Here is a 19,376-nt window from a genome sequence, read left to right as displayed (position 1 = left end):
CAAGGCTAGTTGACCCTTACGGCTCCGTCGAGTACCGGCCAGACTTGTCCACTGCCTCGTCCAGCCAGTGCCGCCGCCCCAGGGTGAGCAGGCGCAGCTGTCTGCGGGCCCGGTCGGCCACGGGCTCCTCGGCGTCGGTCCCCAGGAGCGCGGACGCGGTCATCACCATGTGGTCCACGTACATCCGGGCGAGCATCAGCAGGTCCGCCTCGCTCCAGCCCGCCGCCTCCGGCTCCTTGGCGAACTGCGCCGCCACCTCCTGGGCGAACAGCGCGAGTTGGCCTCCTATGGCCTCGCGCACCGCCTTCACGCCGCCGTGCTGCTCGCGCGCGATGAAGCGGGCGTGGGCGGGGTACGTCCGGACGTACGCGACGATCAGGTCCACGGCGGCCGTGATGCGCTCCTCGCCGTCACCGGTCGCCGCGAGCGTGGCGACGAGCGTGGTGTGCAGGCTGCCCAGGGCCTCCTCGACCAGGGCCACGCCCAGGTCGGCCGTGTCGCGGAAGTGCCGGTAGAAGGCGGTGGGGGCCACACCGACGGCGCGGGTCACCTCGCGCAGGCCGAGGCTGGACAGGCTCTGCTCCGCCAGCAGGTGCAGCGCCGCGTCGAGCAGGGCCTGCCGGGTCTTCTGCTTCCGCGCCTGCCGGGCGCCCGGGGCCGGCCCGTCGAGGGTGTGACTCATGCCATGCAGTTAACAACTGTTCTCCGAGATTTGAAAGCCGTGGGGGGAGTAGACTCTCCAGTCAGTGAACAGTTGTAACCACAAATGTTCACCGAAGGGTCGACGGCCGGCCATCGGGTCGGCCCGGCCGACCGGCCATCCAGTCATCTGGCCAGCCGTGCACCTGTCCGGCCGTCCGTACGGGAGGGGTTCTCCTCATGCTGTTCCTCGTCGCCGCGCTCCTGCTCCTCGGCGTCGCCATGGGCACCGTGGCGCACGCCCCGCTGTCCGTCTCACTCGTCCTGGCCGCCGTCATCGGCGTCTGGCTGCTGGTGTTCGCGCTGCGCGAGCGGCACGCGCGCCACCGCTGACCGCCGTACGGCCGCCCGACTCCGTACGGCCTTCGGCTCCGTACGACCTCCGACCACGACTTGAGGAGTCGCACCATGGAACTCACCGCGCAGGCGTCCACCGACAGCGCTCCGCGGTCGACCGACAGCGGGCCGCGGAACCGTCCCGTCGGCCGCCGCGACACCGACGGCATGGCCGTGGCCTCCTTCGTCCTCGGCCTGCTCGGGCTGCTCGTCCTGAACATCGTGCTCGGCCCCGTCGCCATCGTCCTCGCGTCCCTCGCGCTGTGGCGCGGCACCGCGCGGCGCGGCCGCGCGCTGCTCGGACTCGGGCTCGGCGTGGCCGACCTCGTGGTCCTCGGCACCCTGATGTCCCTGAACAACTCGGTGTCCTGGAGCTTCGCGGGCTGACCGGCGCAGACGCGCCACCGCGGGGTCGGGGCCGTCGGCCACGGCTCGTAGAATCGTGCCCACCATGGCCTACCTCGACCACGCCGCGACCACCCCGATGCTCCCGGAAGCGATCTCGGCGATGACCGCCCAGCTCGCCGTCACCGGCAACGCCTCCTCGCTGCACGCGGCGGGCCGCCGGGCCCGTCGTACCGTCGAGGAGGCCCGCGAGACGCTGGCCGAGTCGCTCGGCGCGCGCCCCAGCGAGGTCGTCCTCACCTCGGGCGGCACCGAGGCGGACAACCTCGCCGTGAAGGGCCTGTACTGGGCGCGGCGCTCCGGCGCGGACGGCGGCCCGGCCCGCACCCGGGTCCTCGCCAGCCCCGTCGAGCACCACGCCGTCCTCGACGCCGTCGACTGGCTCGGCGAGCACGAGGGCGCCACCGTCGAGTACCTCCCCGTCGACACGCACGGCCGCGTGCACCCCGACGCGCTGCGCGAGGCCATCGCCCGCAACCCCGACGACGTCGCCCTCGCCACCGTCATGTGGGCCAACAACGAGATCGGCACCCTCCAGCCGGTGCGGGAACTGGCCGACGTCTGCGCCGAGTTCGACGTGCCGCTGCACGCAGACGCCGTGCAGGCCTTCGGGCAGGTGCCCGTCGACTTCGGCGCCTCCGGACTGGCCGCGATGACCGTCTCCGGGCACAAGGTCGGCGGCCCCTACGGCATCGGCGCGCTGCTGCTCGGCCGTGCCTACAGCCCCGTGCCCGTGCTGCACGGCGGCGGCCAGGAGCGGCATGTGCGCTCCGGCACCCTGGACGTGCCCGCCGTCGCCGCGTTCGCCGTGGCCGGGCGGCTCGCCGCCGAGCGCCGCGAGCGGTTCGCCCGGGAGATCGGAGCGCTGCGCGAGGAACTGGTCGCGGCCGTCCGCGCCGCCGTCCCCGACGCCATCCTCGGCGGCGACCCGGACCCCGGGGGGCGGCTCCCGGCCAACGCCCACTTCACCTTCCCCGGCTGCGAGGGCGACTCGCTCCTGCTGCTCCTGGACGCGCAGGGCATCGAGTGCTCCACCGGCTCGGCGTGCACCGCGGGCGTGGCCCAGCCCAGCCACGTCCTCCTCGCCACCGGCACCGACCCGGACCTGGCCCGCGGCACCCTCCGCTTCTCCCTCGGACACACGTCGACGAAGGCGGACGTGGAGGCGGTGGCGGCGGCGATCGGCCCGGCGGTGGAGCGGGCGCGGACGGCGGGCCTGAGCTAGCGGCGGCCAGATCCAGCCCCCCCGGCGGGAAGACTCGGCCCCTCCGGCGTTTGAGGAGCGGGGTCCGGGGCGGAGCCCCGGTTACGGGAAGGGGCGGGATTGGGGGCTCCCGGCCGGGTCCCCCCCGCAGTGCCCCCCTAGGTCGGCGTTCCAGTCCGGGCGGGCCGGGCGGCCCGATCCCGCTCCCGCCGCACCAGCCGCAGATACCGGTCCCAGTTCCAGTGCGGCCCCGGATCCGTGTGATCCGTCCCCTCCACCTCCACATGCCCGATGATGTGCTTCCGGTCCACCGGAATGTCGTACCGCTCACAGATCCCCGCCGTGAGCCGCGCGGACGCCTCGTACATCGCGTCCGTGAACGACTCCTTCTTGTCCACGAAACCCTCGTGCTCGATCCCCACGCTGCGCTCGTTCATGCTCCTGCTGCCCGCATGGAACGCCACGTCGAGCTCACGGATCATCTGCGCGATGTGGCCGTCCTTGCGGACCACGTAGTGCGCGGCGGCGCCGTGGCCGGGGTCCTTGAAGACCTTCAGGGCGGTGCGATAGCCGCCCTGTACGACGTGGATGACGACGCGGTCGATCTCGTAGTCGTCGGGGCGGTCGGCCCGCCGCCAGTTCGCGGAGGACGCGGCTATCCACTGTGCGCCCCGGGCGTCGACCGCGCCCTCCTTCCGCTTCTTCACCACTCCGGGGATCCGCCACCGCAGCCGCCCCAGCTCGTCGTGGGCGAGCGCATACACCCCCACGCCCACGGCGGCGGTGGCGCCGAGCAGGAGCGCGCGCCGACTGACCGCACGACCCTGCGGTGGCTCGGCGGTCCCGCCGTCCTCGGTGCTCTCCGTCTTCTCGGCCCCCATGTGATCCCCAACGCATACTCAGGGGCGCCGGGTTCCCGCGGACCCGTACCCTGTTAGGGCTATGACTTCGCAGATCCCGTCGGCCCCGCCGCGCACCAGCCGCCCGCTCCGTGTCCTCGCCGCCATGTCCGGCGGGGTGGATTCCGCCGTCGCCGCCGCCCGTGCCGCCGAAGCCGGGCACGACGTGACCGGTGTGCATCTGGCGCTGTCGGCGAACCCGCAGTCGTTCCGCACGGGCGCGCGCGGCTGCTGCACCATCGAGGACTCGCGCGACGCCCGCCGCGCGGCGGACGTCATCGGCATCCCGTTCTACGTGTGGGACCTCGCCGAGCGCTTCCGCGAGGACGTGGTCGAGGACTTCATCGCCGAGTACGAGGCGGGGCGCACCCCGAACCCGTGCCTGCGCTGCAACGAGAAGATCAAGTTCGCGGCGCTCCTGGACAAGGCCCTGGCCCTCGGCTTCGACGCGGTCTGCACCGGCCACTACGCCCAGGTGATCACGGGCGCGGACGGGGTGCGCGAGCTGCACCGCGCCTCGGACATGGCCAAGGACCAGAGCTACGTCCTCGGGGTGCTCGACGACCGTCAGCTCGCGCACGCGATGTTCCCGCTCGGTGACACGGTCACCACGAAGGACGAGATCCGCGCGGAGGCCGAGCGCCGGGGCCTCGCCGTCGCCAAGAAGCCCGACAGCCACGACATCTGCTTCATCGCGGACGGCGACACCCAGGGCTTCCTGGCCTCGCGCCTCGGCAAGGCGGAGGGCGACATCGTCGACGAGTCCGGCGCCGTCGTCGGCAGCCACGAGGGCGCGTTCGGCTTCACGATCGGCCAGCGCAAGGGGCTCAGGATCGGCACCCCGGCCCCCGACGGCAAGCCCCGCTACGTCCTGGACATCTCCCCGGTCGACAACCGCGTCACGGTCGGCCCCGCCGCCGCCCTGGACGTGACGGCCCTGACGGCCGTCAAGCCCCGCTGGTGCGGCGCGGCCCCCTCCGGGCCGGGCACGTACACCGCCCAGCTCCGCGCCCACGGCGGCGAGACCGAGGTCACCGCCGAGCTGGTCGGCGACCGCCTGCACGTCAGCTTCACCGAGCCCGTGCGCGGCGTCGCGCCCGGCCAGGCGATCGTCCTGTACGACGGCTCGCGGGTGGTGGGCTCGGCGACGATCGCCGCGACGGCTCGCGCGGGGGCGTTGGCTTGAGGTCTGTGATCGTCGGCTGAGTAGGGGGCTGCGCCCCTCTCCCCCCGGCATCGCCGCTCCGCGGCTCGTCCTCAATCGCCGGACGGGCTTTCAGCCCCCTGTGCGTCACCGCACCGTGAGGACCAGCTTGCCCTGGGTGCGGCCCAGCTCGCCCAGGGCGTGCGCCTCGGCCGCCCGCGCCAGCGGGAACGTCGCGGCGACCTGGGCGCGCAGGCGCCCCTCCGCGACCAGGCGGGCGATCTCCAGCATGCCGTGCCGGTCCGGCTCCACGATGGTCCAGCCGGTGCGGACGCCCGCCTCCCGCGCCCGCTCGGCGTCCGGCAGGCCGCCCGGGTCGGGCAGCGTCACCAGGTGGCCGCCGCGCCGCAGCACGGGCAGGGAGCGGTCTCCGTACGCCCCGCCGACGCCGTCGAGGACCACGTCCACGTCCCGCACGGCCTCTGCGAAGTCCGTCGTCGTGTAGTCGATCAGCTCGTCCGCGCCGATCGAGCGCAGGAAGTCGTGCTTGTCGGCGCGCGCCGTCCCGATGACGTACGCGCCCTGCGCCTTGGCGATCTGCACGGCGAGGTGGCCGACGCCCCCGGCCGCCGCGTGGATCAGGACGCGCTGGCCCGCACGCAGCTCCGCCGTCTCGATCAGGCCCTGCCAGGCGGTGAGCGCCGCCAGGGGCAGCGCCGCCGCCTCCACGTGGTCGATGTTCGCGGGCTTGTGCGCGAAGCGCCGGGCCGGGGCGACGACGTACTCGGCGTAGCCGCCCGCCTGCTCCGGGAAGCGCGGCATGCCGAACACCTCGTCACCGGGCGCGAACAGCGTCACCCCGGGGCCCACGGCCTCGACCGTGCCGGACACGTCGTAGCCGAGGATCGGGGTGTCGCCCCACGTCCCGAACTCGCCCGCGGCCCGCGTCTTCCAGTCGACCGGATTCACCCCGGCCGCGTGCACCTTGACCAGGATCTCGGTGATCCCGGGCTCGGGCCGGTCCACCTCCACGGGGACCAGGACGTCGGGGGCACCCCACGCGCGCGGGCTGACGGCACGCATCGCGGCGGGCGTGGACGGGGCGGCGGGAGTGGTCGTACGGGAGCTCATTGATCTTGTCCTCTCTGGTGAGCGATCACCAGAGTGCGCTCGGGAGCCCGACAGCGGTGCTGGCAGTTTGGCCATCATGTGACAGAATCTGGCCATGGCCTCCCGCAGTCCGCACCGTCCCCACCGGGTCGTCGTCCTCGCCCTGGACGGCGTGTACCCCTTCGAGCTGGGCATCCCTTCGCGCGTGTTCGGCAACGCCGAGGACGCGGACGGCCGGGCGCTGTACGACGTGGTGGTGTGCACGGCGGACGGCCGTCCCGTACGGACCGACGCGGGCTTCTCCGCCGCCGTCGAGCACGGCCCGGAGGCCCTGGAGACGGCGGAGACGGTGGTGATCCCGCCCGCGGGCCCCTGCGACGGCGCGAGGGCCGCCGACGGGCTGCCGGGGCCGCTGGCCGCCGCCCTCGCCCGGGTGCGTCCGGGCACGCGCCTGGTGTCGTTCTGCAGCGCCTCGTTCGTCCTCGCGGCGGCCGGACTCCTCGACGGCCGGCCCGCGACCACGCACTGGCAGGTCGCCGAGCAGTTCCGGCGCGAGTTCCCGAGGGTGCTGCTCGACGAGGACGTCCTCTTCGTGGACGACGGGGACATCCTCACGTCGGCGGGTGTCGCCGCGGGCGTCGACCTGTGCCTGCACCTCGTCCGCCGTGACCACGGGAGCGCCGTCGCCAACCACGTGGCGCGCCGCTGCGTCGTACCGCCCTGGCGCGACGGCGGCCAGGCACAGTACATCGAACGGCCCGTCCCGGAGCCGACGGTCGCCACGACGGCCCCCACGCGCGCGTGGGCGCTGCAACGCCTCCAGGAGCCGCTGACGCTCGGTGAGCTGGCGGACCACGCGCGCATGAGCCTGCGCACGTTCACGCGCCGCTTCCGCGACGAGGTGGGCACCACACCGGGCCGCTGGCTCACCGCCCAGCGCATCGAACTGGCCCGCAACCTCCTGGAGACCAGCGACCTGCCCATCGACCTGGTGGCCCACCGCGCGGGCTTCGGCACCGCCAACTCGCTGCGCCAGCACATGCGGTCCGTACTCGGCGTTTCTCCGGCTGCCTACCGCAGGACGTTCACGGCGACCGCCGCGTAGCGCCCCGCGGGAACGGCGGCTCCTCACCTGCGGGCGCGTCGTGGCTGGTCGCGCAGTTCCCCGCGCCCCTATCGGGGCACGTACCCAGCACGCCCTGCCATCGCCGCTCAGGCGGCCGCCACCTCCTCCACCTCGTAGAAGCAGAAGTGGTCCTTGATCTGGGCCACTTCGGGCTTCGGCTCGGGGTACGCCCACACGGTGTCCGCGGCGTCCGGCAGCGACCAGTAGGAGGCCGTGCCCTTGAAGGGGCAGTACGTGTGCGTCTGCGACGGCGTCAGCAGGTCGGTGCGTACGTCCTCCGGGGGCAGGTAGTAGCGCGCGGGGTAGCCGGTCTCGCGCAGCACCAGCGGGCGCCTGCTCTCCGCCACCACCTGGCCGCCTTGCGTCACGCGCACGTGCTGGGTGCCCTGCTCGACAGTGATGCGGTGCCCTTCGGCCATGGCGTTGCCTTCCGTAGGTTGCCCTTTCCGGGTACAGCGCGCGCTCCGGGACGATTCTTCCCGGTACGCCCGTGCCGCCGGAGGCTGTCGGAGCGTCAGAGGCGGAACGTACCGTGGGAGCCATGAACATCTGCGTCTTCCTCTCCGCCGCCGACCTGCCCGAGATCTACACCCGCCCCGCCCGCGAGTTCGCCGAGCTGCTCGGCAAGGGCGGGCACACGCTGGTGTGGGGCGGTTCGGACGTGGGCCTGATGAAGGTCGTGGCGGACGGCGTGCAGGAGGCCGGTGGCCGCCTCGTGGGCGTCTCGGTCGACTTCCTCGCCGCGAAGGCCCGGCACGGCGTCGACGACATGGTGATCGCCAAGGACCTCGCCGAGCGCAAGGCGCTGCTCCTGGAGAAGGCCGACGCCGTCGTGATCATGGTCGGCGGCACGGGCACCCTCGACGAGGCCACCGAGATCCTGGAGCTGAAGAAGCACGGCAGGACCACCAAGCCGGTGGTGCTGCTCAACTCGGCCGGGTTCTACGACGGGTTGAAGGAGCAGTTCCGCCGCATGGAGGACGAGGGCTTCCTGCCGGTGCCGCTGACCGACCTGGTCTTCTTCGCGGAGGAGCCGGTGGGCGCCCTCGCGTACCTGGAGGAGGCCATGGGCACGCGCTGACCGGCCGCAATGCGACCATGGGCACATGGCAACTCATGTGATCACCGGGGCGGGCTCCGGCATCGGCGCGGCCGTCGCCCGCCGCCTCCACGCGCGCGGGGACTCCCTCGTCCTGCACGCGCGCGACGCGGGCCGCGCCAAGGAGCTCGCCGCCGAGTTCCCGGGCGCGAGCACCCTCGTCGGCGACCTCGCCGACCCCGACAAGCTCTCCTGGGCCTTCTCGCACCAGAGCCTCCCGGACCGCGTGGACTCGCTGCTGCACATCGCGGGCGTCGTCGACCTCGGCCCCGTCGGCGACCTCACCCCCAAGGCCTGGCGCCACCAGCTGAACGTCAACCTGATCGCGCCCGCCGAGCTGACCCGGCACTTCCTGCCGCAACTCCGCGTCACCCAGGGGCACGTGATCTTCGTGAACTCCGGCGCGGGCCTGCGCGCGAGCGCCGAGTGGTCGGCGTACGCCGCCTCCAAGCACGGCCTGAAGGCCCTCGCCGACTCCCTGCGCAACGAGGAGCACGGCAACGGCGTGCGCGTCACCTCCGTGTACCCCGGGCGCACCGCGAGCCCCATGCAGGCCAAGGTGCACCAGCAGGAGGGCAAGGAGTACGACGCCGAGCGGTGGATCGACCCCGAGTCGGTCGCCACGACGATCGTGATGGCCCTCGACCTGCCGCGCGACGCCGAGGTCAACGACCTGACGGTGCGGCCGGGACGGTGAGCGAGGCGGTGAGCACGGCAGCGAGCACGATGCGCTGGGGCGGCGCCACCGGCGTCGGATCGATGCCCGGAGGCGACGCGCGCGAGACTGCGAAGACCGTCACCGGCACCTTCGAGGGTTCCGACGGAGCCGAGCACGGCATGCCGTACCTGGCCGAGCTGCCCGCGCGCGGCCCCGGCGCCGACATGATCGGCCGCACGGCCGGGATGCTCGTCGAGCTGTACGCGCGCGTGGAGCCCAGCGGCTGGCGCCTCGGCGACCGGCCGGGGCGCGACACGCGCCGCGCGGCGTCCTGGCTCGGCGAGGACCTGGACGCCCTGGAGGAGTTCACGCAGGGCTACACGGGCCCGCTGAAGGTCCAGGCCGTCGGCCCCTGGACGCTCGCGGCCGCCCTGGAACTGCGCAACGGCGAGGCCGCGCTCTCCGACCCCGGCGCCTGCCGGGACCTGGCCGGATCGCTCACTGAGGGGCTGCGCGGCCACCTCGCGGAGGTCAAGCGGCGGGTGCCGGGCGCGGACCTCGTCCTCCAGCTCGACGAGCCCTCGCTCACCGCCGTGCTGCGCGGACAGATCAGGACCGCGAGCCAGTACCGCACGCACCGCGCCGTGGACCGCCAGCTCGTCGAGAGCGCGCTGCGTGACGTCCTCGCCGTCCACGACGGCCCCGCTCTGGTCCACTCCTGCGCGCCCGACGTACCGTTCGCGCTGCTGCGCAGGGCGGGCGCGGACGCCGTGTCGTTCGACTTCTCGCTGCTCACCGAGCGTGATGACGAGGTGCTCGGCGAGGCCGTCGAGGCCGGCACGAAGCTGTTCGCCGGTGTCGTACCGGGCACGGACGGCTCATTGTCAGACCCTGCCGGTAGCGTCATGGGTGTCAGGACGCTGTGGCGCAGGCTGGGGCTGAATCCGGGGTCACTCGCGGAGTCGGTCACGGTCACGCCGTCGTGCGGTCTCGCGGGTGCTTCGCCCGCATATGCCCGTGCGGCGCTCGCGCACTGCGCCCGGGCGGCGAGATCACTCGCGGACGCTCCAGAGTAACGCTGAGCAACTGGGTCTGAAGGTAACGGGAGGACGAGACGGTGGCTGTCGAACAGGAAGGCACGGTGCCGGCCGAGGCACGCGACGAGCATGCCCGGCTCGCCGAACAGATCGAGGAGCACCGCTTCCGGTACTACGTGAAGGACCAGCCCGTCGTCAGCGACGCCGAGTTCGACAAGCTGCTGCGCTCGCTGGAGGCACTGGAGGAGCGGTATTCGGAGCTGCGCACACCGGACTCGCCGACCCAGAAGGTCGCCGGTTCCTACGAGACCGACTTCGCCTCCGTCGAGCACCGTGAGCGGATGCTGTCCCTGGACAACGCCTTCGACGACGAGGAGTTGGCCGCCTGGGCCGACCGCGTCGCCAAGGAAGTGGGCACCGGCGACCACCACTTCCTGTGCGAGCTGAAGATCGACGGCCTCGCGGTCAACCTGACGTACGAGAACGGCCGCCTGACCCGCGCCGCCACCCGCGGCGACGGCCGCACGGGCGAGGACATCACGCCCAACGTCCGCACCATCGCGGACATCCCCGAGCGCCTCCAGGGCGACCGCGTCCCGGCCCTCGTCGAGATCCGCGGCGAGGTCTTCTTCCCCATGGAGAAGTTCGAGGCGCTGAACGCCCGCCTGGTGGAGGCCGGCGACAAGCCCTTCGCCAACCCGCGCAACGCGGCGGCGGGTTCGCTGCGCCAGAAGGACCCCCGGGTCACGGCGACCCGCCCCCTGCACATGGTGGTGCACGGCATCGGCGCCCGCGAGGGCTTCGACATCGACTGCCTGTCGCACGCGTACGACCTGCTGCGCGAGTGGGGCCTGCCCACCGCCAAGCACAACAAGGTGGTCGACGGCCTCGACGGCGTCCGCGAGTTCATCACGTACTTCGGCGAGAACCGCCACTCCGTGGAGCACGAGATCGACGGCGTCGTCGTCAAGCTCGACGAGATCCCGCTCCAGGGCCGCCTCGGCTCCACCTCCCGCGCCCCGCGCTGGGCCATCGCGTGGAAGTACGCGCCCGAGGAGGTCAACACCAAGCTCGTCGACATCAGAGTCGGCGTCGGCCGCACCGGCCGCGTCACGCCGTACGCGGTGGTGGAGCCCGTCACCGTCGCGGGCTCCGAGGTCGAGTTCGCCACCCTGCACAACCAGGAGGTGGTGAAGGCCAAGGGCGTCTTCATCGGCGACACGGTGGTCCTGCGCAAGGCGGGCGACGTCATCCCGGAGATCCTCGGCCCGGTCGTCGACCTGCGCGACGGCACCGAGCGCGAGTTCGTGATGCCCGCCGAGTGCCCCGAGTGCGGCACGGCGCTGCGGCCCATGAAGGAGGGCGACATCGACCTCCGCTGCCCGAACGGGCAGACGTGCCCCGCTCAGTTGCGCGAGCGCCTGTTCTACCTCGCGGGCCGCAAATGCCTGGACATCGAGAACTTCGGCTACGTCGCCGCGGCCGCGCTGACAAAGCCCCTCGAGCCCGCCGACCCACCGATCCTCGACGAGGGCGACATCTTCGACCTGAAGGTCGAGGAACTGCTGCCCATCAAGTCCTACGTCCTCGACCAGGACACCGGCCTGCCCAAGCGCGACCCGAAGACCGGCGAGGAAAAGGTCGTGACCTTCTTCGCCAACCAGGAGGGCGAGCCGAAGAAGAACACGCTCGCCATGCTGGAGAACATCGCGGCGGCCAAGGAGCGCCCGCTCGCCCGCGTCCTCACCGGCCTGTCCATCCGCCATGTGGGCCCGGTCGCCGCCGAGGCGCTGGCCCGCGAGTTCCGCTCCATCGACCGCATCGAGCAGGCCTCGGTGGAGGAGCTCGAGGCCGTCGAGGGCGTCGGCAAGACCATCGCGGAGTCCCTCAAGCAGTGGTTCGCCGAGGACTGGCACCGGGAGATCCTGCGCAAGTGGCGCGCCGCCGGGGTCCGGATGGAGGAAGAGGGTGGGGGAGAGGACGAAGGGCCGCGTCCCCTGGAAGGACTCACCGTCGTCGTCACGGGCACACTGGTGAACCACACCCGGGATGGCGCGAAAGAGGCGCTGCAGAGCCGCGGGGCGAAAGTCACCGGTTCCGTTTCAAAGAAGACGGGATTCGTCGTAGTGGGGGACAACCCCGGTTCGAAGTACGACAAGGCCATGCAACTGAAGGTTCCGGTTCTCAATGAGGACGGCTTCGCCGTCCTGCTCGAACAAGGGGCGGACGCCGCCCGGGAAGCCGCACTTCCGGCCGAAGAATAGCGGTTGAAGGCCACCCGTTCAGCGCATATCAGATGCATACGGGTGGCCGGGGCGCATTCGGGCAACCGTAGACGACCGCTGCCCGTGGAAGCCTTCTGCGGCCTACTGTTGAGGTGTGCGCCTGCCGTGCCCCGCTGCTGATGGGGTCTCCCCTGCTCGCCGAGAGCCGGGGCAGGGTTTTCGGACGCGGCTGTCCAGGGATCTTCAAGTCCGCGTGGCTCCGCGTGGCGTGGGCACCGCCGGCTGTGAGAGGGACGGGAATGGAACCGACCGAGAGCGTCGCCCCGGACTCATGGCTGCGGTCGCGCCTGCGGCGCGTGCTCGGCGCCCGGCGCGGGCGTGCGCGCGACACGGCGCGTGACCCGAATGACGCCGCGGCCGCGCGGGTCGACGGGACGCCCGGCTTCCGTCCCCGCGAGCGCGCCTGGACCTCGGGTGGCGCGGACGCGGACGCGATCCTCGGCCGGGCGGCCGTTTCCGGCCCCGATGCGGCCCCGCAGGAGGAAGTAACGGGCATACGGGGTAAGCCAGTTGGTGAGGGACCGGAGCCGGGCGGACGACGGGCGCCTGTGCGGGGAACCGGCGGTCACGGAACTGCGGTCCCGGCGGAGGCTGGTGTGACGGCGAGTGCCGAAGGTGAACGGCGGGGTGCGGGTGGCCACGGTGCGCCCTGGCCCGACAGGGACGAGACGGGCACCGCGGCGGACGGCACGCCGTCCGCCGCGTCACCGGCCGTGCGGGCGGCGGCAGTTGACGCCCCGTCGGGTGCCGGATTCGCCGAGAGCGCCGCGGTGGGCGCGGCGGCCGCGCGCGGTGCGGCGAGCGCTCCGGGCACGGTCGTGGCTTCGGGTGTTGTGGCGGCTTCGGGTCCTGTGGTGGCTTCCGGCGCGGTGACGACTTCGGGGGCCGTGGTGACCTCGGGGCCCGTGACGGCTTCCGGCGGTGGGAGTCCGGCCGTGCTGGCGGCGGGAGGCTCCGGGTTCGGAGACGGCACGGGAGCGGGGTCCGCCGGTGTGCGGGGCGCCGCGGGTGGATCCGGGGGTGCCGCGGGCGGCATGGGCGGCGGCGCGGGCGGTGACGCCGGGAGTGTCCGGGGCGCGGTGGCCGGGGTCGACGGCGGCAGCGGGGCCGGGGGCGGCGGTGATGTGGGTGCCGGCGGCGCTGGTGGTGCCGGGACCGGCGGGGTCGGGATCGGTGCCGTGGGGACCGGCGGGGTCGGGATCGGTGCCGTGGGGACCGGCGGGGTCGGGATCGGCAGGGTCGGAGGTGGTGCCGTCGGCGGGGATGCCTCGACCGTTCGGGGAGCTCCGCGCGGCGCCGGAGCGGAATCCTCGGGCGGCGGTGCGCGGCGCGGGCTGTGGCGCGGCGGGCGCGGGACGGACGTGCGGGGCCAGGGCGCCCTGGACGGGTCCGGGGTGGACGGGGTCGACAGGGGTGCCGACGAGGCCGAGGGGCGCGGGAGCTGGCAGCTGCTGCCCGCGGCCGTCGTCGCGGCGGCCGCCGTCGTCCTCGGCACGGGCTTCTTCCACGCGTTCACCGGCGGCCACCCGCTCTTCCCCTCCGGCGCGGTCGGCTGGTCCCTCGCCGTCCTGACCGGCCTCATCGTCGGCCACCTCGTCGCGCTCGGCCGCGACCGCTGGTGGGGCGGCACGGGCTCCGGCGGCGCGCTGACCGTCGCCGTACTGCTGCTGTACGGCTGGATGCCCGCGGGCATGGTCAGCCTCACCGTCGTCGTCCTCGTCGGCGTCGCCCGCCGCCACCGCTGGCGACAGGGCGTGCTGCACGGCGCCGTCGACATCCTCGGCATCGGCGCGGGCGCCCTCACGCTCGCCGCGTTCGGCACCTCGCCGGCGGCCGACTCCCCCTGGAACCCGGAGAGTTGGGACCTCTACACGGCGCCCGAGGTCGCCCTCGTCGCCGTTGCGTATCTCGCCGTCACCCGCGTCCTGCTCTGGTACGTCCACGCCCCGCGCACCGGCGCGCTGCCCACGGTCACCCGCACCGCGCTGGTCAGACAGGGGCTGCTCGGTGTGGCCCTGCTCGGTATCGCGCCGCTGATCTGCGTCGTCGCGATGTCCCTGCCGCTGCTCCTGCCCCTGTTCACCATCCCGCTCGTGGCCCTGGACTCGACGCTGTGGATCGCGCGCGCCAGAGCCGAGGAGCAGTTGCGGGACCCGCTGACCGGACTGCCCAACCGGCAGTGGCTCCTGGAGCGGACCTGGACGGCCCTCGACGACGCGGAGCGCATCGGTGCGCGCTCCGCCCTGATGCTGATCGACATGGACCGCTTCCGCTCGGTCAACGACACCCTCGGCCACCTCGCCGGTGACCGGCTGCTGCTCCAGATCGCCGACCGGCTGCGGCTCGCGCTGCCGCGCGGCGCGGAGGCGGCCCGGCTCGGCGGCGACGAGTTCGCGGTGCTCCTCCCGGTCGCCGACTCCACCACGTCGGCCACGCGCGTCGCCCGCTCCCTGGTCGCCGCCCTCGGCTCACCCCTGGACCTGGACGGCCTCACCCTCGTCCTCGAGGCCAGCGCCGGGCTCGCCGTCTTCCCCGACCACGCGCTCGACGCCGAAGGGCTGCTCCGGCGCGCGGACGTGGCGATGTACCAGGCCAAGCGGGACCGCACGGGCGTGGAGGTGTACGAGTCCAAGCGCGACTCCAACACCCCCGACCGGCTCGGCCTCCTCGGCGACCTGCGCCGCGCCCTGGACGCGGGCGACGTGGAACTGCACTACCAGCCGAAGGTCCGCTTCGACGGGCAGGTCGCCGGCCTCGAGGCGCTGGTGCGCTGGGTGCACCCGGAGCGGGGCAAGGTGCCGCCGGACGAGTTCATCGCCATCGCCGAGTCGTCCGGGCTCATGCCGCACCTCACGGAGTACGTCCTGGAGTCAGCCCTAGCCCAGGTCGCCAGGTGGCGGGCGCAGGGCCTGAAGGTCCCGGTCGCGGTGAACGTGTCGCCGCGTGACGTGCACACTCCCGGCTTCGCGGGCGCCGTCGCCGCACGCCTGGCCCGCCACGGAGTGCCCGCGGGAGCGCTCCAGTTGGAAATAACGGAGCACGTCCTCCTGGAGGACCCGCAGCGCGCCGCCGACACCCTCGCCGGGCTCACCGGCCACGGCGTGAAGATGTCCCTCGACGACTTCGGCACCGGCTACTCCTCGCTGGTGCACCTGCGCCGCCTGCCCGTCAGCGAGCTGAAGATCGACCGGTCGTTCGTGGCCCGGCTCGCCGTCGACAACGAGGACGCCGAGATCGTGCGCTGCACGGTCGACCTCGCGCACTCCCTCGGCCTGCTCGTCGTCGCCGAGGGCGTCGAGGACGACGAGACCTGGGAGCGCCTGCGCGACCTGGGCTGCGACGCCGTCCAGGGCTGGCTGGTCGCCGCCGCGATGCCGCCGAACGAGACGACGGCGTGGCTGCGCACCCGCGGCGAACGCGGCTGGCACCGCGCCGTCGACCCGCCCCCGCCCGCCACCACCCCCGACACCCCGGACCCGGCCCCACCGTCCCCCACCCGCGCGGCCAAGTGACGTAACCGCCACCACGCCGCCCCCCCCGGGGGCCCACCCGCCCTCAACGCCCCAGGCCCCGCCCGCTCCTCAGCGCCCCGGCCCCGCCCCCACCGCACTACCCCGGACGCCGCCCGATCCCCGCGGCCCCCTGCTCCGCCCCCACCCTTGAAGAGCCCCCCGGCGCCCCCACTTCCGCCCCGGGCCCCGGCACCTCGGCCCCCGCCCCCGCCCCCAGCGACTCCCCGACGTCCCGCGCACCACGCACCCCGCGCGCCCGCCCCGAAGACCCCCATCCCCCGAACACGCAGACCGCCCACACCACGTACCCGAGCCCGAGCCACACATAGAAGTTGCCCGAGACGAAGTGGAACGGGTCCCAGTCCTGCTCGCGGTGCCAGTGCGGGGTGTACCAGAGGAGGCCGTAGGGCAGGAGCGGCCGGGCCGGGTCCCAGGTGCCGAAGCCGTCGATGCGGATCGGCCACGCCGCGAACAGCGTGAACAGGCCAGCCACCCACAGCCAGGCGCGGGCCGTGGCCCGCCGGGCCGCCGCGTCGGCCGCGAGGACGAAGGCCGGGACGATCCACACCCAGTGGTGGGTCCACGACAGCGGCGAACACAACAAGGTCAGCGCTCCTACGACGCAGATCGCCACCAGTTCACGGCCCCGCCGCGAAGCCACCGCCGCCGCGGCGAGCCCGGCCACCACGAGCAGCCCGCACGCCGCGCCCCACACCGGCCCGCCGACCCCGTCACCACCGAAGCCCAGGCGGACGAAGACGCCGTTCAGGGACTGGTTCGCCAGATACTCCCTGCCGCCCGGGCTGCCCGCGAGCGCCCCGCCCCAGAAGTCCGCCGACGCCTCCGGCAGCGCGATCCAGCCGCTGAGCACGGTCCCCGCGAACGCCGCCGTCGCCAGCCCTGCGGCCCGGAACCGGCGGGTGAGGAGCAGGTACACGATGAACAGGCCGGGCGTCAGCTTCAGGCCCGCCGCGATGCCGACGCCGAGCCCCTTCCACGGGCGCCGGTCGGCCGTCGCGAGGTCCGTGACGACCAGCGCCATGAGGACGAGGTTCACCTGCCCGAAGTCCAGGTTCTGCAGCACCGGCTCGGTCCACAGCGCGGCCGCGGCGACGGCGCACGCCAACCCGGCGGTGACCGCCCCCGACCGCCGCCCGGCCACGGCCCGCGCCGCCGCCCAGGCGACCAGCACCATCGCGAGGATCGACACCCCCGCCATTACCCGCACCGCGACCGTGAGGTCCGCCCCCGCGAAGGCACGGAACGGCAGCAGGGCGAACGGCGGATACAGGTACGGCAGCCCGTGGATGCCGTACTTGCCCTCGTACAGGCCCTCGTCCGGCGCGTCCGCCGCGTCCAGGTACACGCTCAGGTCGGCCGGGCTGCGCGCCCCGGCGTACACCGGGTCCGTCACGACGTACCACCAGGCGACGAGCGAAGCGGTCAACAGGAGCGCGCCGACGAGGGGCGCCCCCAGGATCGGGGCCCGACGGCCCTCGGCGGTACGGAGCCCGGTGCGGGCGTGACGCAGTCCCATGCCCGCATGGTCGGCCCCGCCCCGCCCCTCGTCCGGGCAGCTCACCGGCGGCTCACCGGGGGAGCGGGGGAACAGTGCGCCGGGTGGCGCAACGACGGCGGTGCGCCACCTCACCGGCCATCCCACCGGCACCTCACCGGGCCCCGCCAGCACCCCGCAGGGGCCCCGCGCGCGGCGCCGGAGGGAACTCGGGCGCGGGCAGCGCGGCCAGCCCCATAGGATTGGGGGCGAAACCATCACACTCACCCCTGAGGATCGCTGCATGCCTGGCATCACGCGCGAGGAGGTCGCCCACCTCGCCCGCCTTGCACGTCTGGAGCTGAAGGACGAAGAGCTCGACCACTTCGCCGGACAGCTCGACGACATCATCGGCGCGGTCGCACGCGTCTCGGAGGTCGCCGACCAAGACGTACCGCCGACCTCCCACCCGCTGCCGCTGACGAACGTCATGCGCGCGGACGAGGTCCGTCCGTCGCTCACCCCCGAGCAGGCGCTCTCCGGAGCCCCGGCACAGGAGCAGCAGCGTTTCAAGGTGCCGCAGATCCTGGGGGAGGACTAAGAAGTCATGACGGACAGCAACATCATCAAGCTCACCGCGGCCGACATCGCCGCGAGGATCGCCGCCGGTGAACTCACCGCCGTCGAGGTCACCGAGGCCCACCTGGCCCGCATCGAGGCCGTCGACGAGAAGGTGCACGCCTTCCTGCACGTCGACCGCGAGGGCGCGCTCGCGCAGGCCCGGGCCGTGGACGAGAAGCGCGCGCGGGGCGAGAAGCTCGGCCCGCTCGCCGGCGTCCCGCTCGCGCTCAAGGACATCTTCACCACCGAGGGCGTGCCGACGACCGTCGGCTCGAAGATCCTCGAAGGCTGGATCCCGCCGTACGACGCGACGGTCACCAAGCGGCTCAAGGCCGCCGACGTCGTCATCCTCGGCAAGACCAACATGGACGAGTTCGCCATGGGGTCGTCGACGGAGAACAGCGCGTACGGACCGACGGGCAACCCGTGGGACCTCACCCGCATCCCCGGCGGCTCCGGCGGCGGCTCCTCCGCGTCCCTCGCGGCGTACGAGGCCCCGCTCGCCATCGGCACCGACACCGGCGGCTCCATCCGCCAGCCCGCGGCCGTCACCGGCACGGTCGGCGTCAAGCCGACCTACGGCGGCGTCTCCCGCTACGGCATGGTGGCGTTCTCGTCCTCCCTGGACCAGGGCGGGCCCTGCGCCCGCACGGTCCTGGACGCGGCCCTGCTGCACGAGGTCATCGCCGGGCACGACCCGCTGGACTCCACGTCCATCGACGCCCCGGTCCCCGCGGTCGTCGAGGCCGCCCGCAACGGCTCGGTCCAGGGCATGCGCGTCGGCGTCGTGAAGCAGTTCCGCGGCGAGCACTACCAGGCCGGGGTGATGCAGCGCTTCGACGAGTCCGTCGAGCTGCTCAAGTCCCTCGGCGCCGAGGTCGTCGAGCTGGACTGCCCGTCCTTCGACCTGGGCCTGTCGGCGTACTACCTGATCGCGCCGTCCGAGTGCTCCTCGAACCTGGCCCGCTTCGACGCCATGCGCTACGGCCTGCGCGTCGGTGACGACGGTACGAAGTCCGCCGAGGAGGTCACCGCGCTCACCCGCGAGGCCGGCTTCGGCGACGAGGTCAAGCGCCGTGTGATGCTCGGTACGTACGCGCTCAGCTCCGGCTACTACGACGCGTACTACGGCAGCGCCCAGAAGGTCCGCACGCTCATCACGCGCGACTTCGAGAAGGCCTTCGAGCAGGTCGACGTGATCGTCTCGCCGACCACGCCCACCACCGCCTTCCCGATCGGCGAGCGCGCCGACGACCCGATGGCGATGTACCTGGCCGACCTCTGCACCATCCCGACCAACCTGGCGGGCAACGCCGCCATGTCACTGCCCTGCGGCCTCGCGCCGGAGGACGGTCTGCCCGTCGGACTGCAGATCATCGCCCCCGCCCTGAAGGACGACCGTCTTTACAAGGTGGGCGCAGCCGTCGAGGCCGCCTTCGTGGAAAAGTGGGGCCACCCGCTCCTTGAGGAGGCACCGTCGCTGTGAGCAACAAGTCATCGAGCAAACTGGCCAAGGCCAAGGGCTTCAAGAAGTCCAAGACCGGCACGTATCTGTCCATCGGTACCACCGCGTTCGGCGCGCTCAGCACGCTCAAGCAGGTCAAGAAGGCCCGCGCCGAGCACGACACGCTCAAGCTCGTCGACGCGGTCGTCTCCGCCGCCGCCATCGTCACGGGCATCGCCATCCTGGTGCGTGAGCTGAAGCGCATCGGCGACGACGACGTTCTGCTCGGCTGAGAGGGAAGT

At 73.2% G+C, this 19,376-nt stretch carries 18 protein-coding genes; 13 read left to right on the top strand and 5 right to left on the bottom strand.

Annotated elements, in window-relative coordinates; genetic code table 11:
- Positions 1 to 16: 16 nt before the first annotated feature.
- A complete protein-coding gene (locus tag ACZ6BG_RS08305) occupies positions 17 to 682 on the bottom strand; it encodes a TetR family transcriptional regulator (RefSeq protein ID WP_468998570.1) in 666 nt (221 codons plus the stop codon).
- Between the two features lie 197 nt (positions 683 to 879).
- Here ACZ6BG_RS08305 and ACZ6BG_RS08300 point away from each other — a divergent pair, with 197 nt between their 5' ends.
- From ACZ6BG_RS08300 to ACZ6BG_RS08290, 3 genes are all read left to right on the top strand, one after another.
- The gene (locus tag ACZ6BG_RS08300) at positions 880 to 1,032 is read left to right on the top strand and encodes a hypothetical protein (RefSeq protein WP_468452161.1); all 153 of its coding nucleotides are present in this window, start codon (positions 880 to 882) and stop codon (positions 1,030 to 1,032) included.
- A gap of 75 nt (positions 1,033 to 1,107) precedes the next feature.
- A complete protein-coding gene (locus tag ACZ6BG_RS08295) occupies positions 1,108 to 1,422 on the top strand; it encodes a DUF4190 domain-containing protein (RefSeq protein ID WP_468998568.1) in 315 nt (104 codons plus the stop codon).
- 64 nt (positions 1,423 to 1,486) lie between these two features.
- Positions 1,487 to 2,665, top strand: coding sequence for a cysteine desulfurase family protein (locus ACZ6BG_RS08290; RefSeq protein ID WP_468998566.1), 1,179 nt, complete (start codon positions 1,487 to 1,489; stop codon positions 2,663 to 2,665).
- A 137-nt stretch (positions 2,666 to 2,802) separates the two neighbouring features.
- Here ACZ6BG_RS08290 and ACZ6BG_RS08285 read toward each other — a convergent pair whose 3' ends face one another.
- Positions 2,803 to 3,525: an N-acetylmuramoyl-L-alanine amidase gene (locus ACZ6BG_RS08285; RefSeq protein WP_468998564.1), complete on the bottom strand. Its 723-nt coding sequence runs from the start codon at positions 3,523 to 3,525 to the stop codon at positions 2,803 to 2,805.
- 61 nt (positions 3,526 to 3,586) lie between these two features.
- Here ACZ6BG_RS08285 and mnmA point away from each other — a divergent pair, with 61 nt between their 5' ends.
- The gene (mnmA, locus tag ACZ6BG_RS08280; RefSeq protein ID WP_468998562.1) at positions 3,587 to 4,729 is read left to right on the top strand and encodes a tRNA 2-thiouridine(34) synthase MnmA; all 1,143 of its coding nucleotides are present in this window, start codon (positions 3,587 to 3,589) and stop codon (positions 4,727 to 4,729) included.
- Positions 4,730 to 4,834: 105 nt separating this feature from the next.
- Here mnmA and ACZ6BG_RS08275 read toward each other — a convergent pair whose 3' ends face one another.
- Entirely contained in the window at positions 4,835 to 5,818 is a 984-nt protein-coding gene (locus ACZ6BG_RS08275; RefSeq protein ID WP_468998560.1) for an NADP-dependent oxidoreductase, read from the bottom strand.
- Positions 5,819 to 5,912: 94 nt separating this feature from the next.
- On the opposite strand from ACZ6BG_RS08275, the gene ACZ6BG_RS08270 reads away from it, so the two are divergent.
- The gene (locus ACZ6BG_RS08270) at positions 5,913 to 6,902 is read left to right on the top strand and encodes a GlxA family transcriptional regulator (RefSeq protein WP_468998557.1); all 990 of its coding nucleotides are present in this window, start codon (positions 5,913 to 5,915) and stop codon (positions 6,900 to 6,902) included.
- Between the two features lie 107 nt (positions 6,903 to 7,009).
- Here the strand turns inward: ACZ6BG_RS08270 and ACZ6BG_RS08265 are convergent, their stop codons facing one another.
- Positions 7,010 to 7,342 (bottom strand): DUF427 domain-containing protein, encoded by a 333-nt coding sequence (locus tag ACZ6BG_RS08265; protein WP_468998555.1) that lies wholly within the window; start codon positions 7,340 to 7,342, stop codon positions 7,010 to 7,012.
- Positions 7,343 to 7,464: 122 nt separating this feature from the next.
- Here ACZ6BG_RS08265 and ACZ6BG_RS08260 point away from each other — a divergent pair, with 122 nt between their 5' ends.
- The 5 genes from ACZ6BG_RS08260 (at position 7,465) to ACZ6BG_RS08240 (ending at position 15,514) form a co-directional block, all read left to right on the top strand.
- Entirely contained in the window at positions 7,465 to 8,004 is a 540-nt protein-coding gene (locus tag ACZ6BG_RS08260) for an LOG family protein (RefSeq protein WP_468998554.1), read from the top strand.
- A gap of 25 nt (positions 8,005 to 8,029) precedes the next feature.
- Positions 8,030 to 8,719, top strand: a complete 690-nt coding sequence (locus tag ACZ6BG_RS08255; protein WP_468998552.1) for an SDR family oxidoreductase — start codon at positions 8,030 to 8,032, stop codon at positions 8,717 to 8,719.
- 29 nt (positions 8,720 to 8,748) lie between these two features.
- On the top strand, positions 8,749 to 9,756 hold the full coding sequence (locus ACZ6BG_RS08250) for a methionine synthase (RefSeq protein WP_469000139.1): 1,008 nt from the start codon (positions 8,749 to 8,751) through the stop codon (positions 9,754 to 9,756).
- Between the two features lie 41 nt (positions 9,757 to 9,797).
- Complete coding sequence (ligA, locus tag ACZ6BG_RS08245; protein WP_468998550.1) at positions 9,798 to 11,981, top strand: NAD-dependent DNA ligase LigA; 2,184 nt, start codon at positions 9,798 to 9,800, stop codon at positions 11,979 to 11,981.
- Positions 11,982 to 13,036: 1,055 nt separating this feature from the next.
- On the top strand, positions 13,037 to 15,514 hold the full coding sequence (locus ACZ6BG_RS08240) for a putative bifunctional diguanylate cyclase/phosphodiesterase (RefSeq protein WP_469000137.1): 2,478 nt from the start codon (positions 13,037 to 13,039) through the stop codon (positions 15,512 to 15,514).
- A gap of 97 nt (positions 15,515 to 15,611) precedes the next feature.
- Here the strand turns inward: ACZ6BG_RS08240 and ACZ6BG_RS08235 are convergent, their stop codons facing one another.
- Positions 15,612 to 17,051 carry a glycosyltransferase family 87 protein gene (locus ACZ6BG_RS08235; RefSeq protein WP_468998548.1) on the bottom strand — a complete coding sequence of 480 codons (1,440 nt, stop codon included), beginning with the start codon at positions 17,049 to 17,051 and terminating at the stop codon, positions 15,612 to 15,614.
- Positions 17,052 to 17,313: 262 nt separating this feature from the next.
- On the opposite strand from ACZ6BG_RS08235, the gene gatC reads away from it, so the two are divergent.
- Genes gatC through ACZ6BG_RS08220 form a run of 3 tightly spaced genes read left to right on the top strand, consistent with a single transcriptional unit; the run spans position 17,314 to position 19,367 of the window.
- On the top strand, positions 17,314 to 17,610 hold the full coding sequence (gatC, locus tag ACZ6BG_RS08230; protein WP_016642027.1) for an Asp-tRNA(Asn)/Glu-tRNA(Gln) amidotransferase subunit GatC: 297 nt from the start codon (positions 17,314 to 17,316) through the stop codon (positions 17,608 to 17,610).
- Between the two features lie 6 nt (positions 17,611 to 17,616).
- A complete protein-coding gene (gene gatA / locus ACZ6BG_RS08225) occupies positions 17,617 to 19,116 on the top strand; it encodes an Asp-tRNA(Asn)/Glu-tRNA(Gln) amidotransferase subunit GatA (protein ID WP_468998545.1) in 1,500 nt (499 codons plus the stop codon).
- A complete protein-coding gene (locus tag ACZ6BG_RS08220) occupies positions 19,113 to 19,367 on the top strand; it encodes a hypothetical protein (RefSeq protein ID WP_468998543.1) in 255 nt (84 codons plus the stop codon). Before gatA ends, ACZ6BG_RS08220 begins: the two co-directional genes overlap by 4 nt.
- The last annotated feature ends 9 nt before the right edge of the window (positions 19,368 to 19,376 follow it).

The organism is Streptomyces sp. NPDC041205 (genome assembly GCF_055591765.1).
Note: the sequence above shows the minus strand (reverse complement) of the source record. Positions and strands in the feature narration are given on the sequence as shown.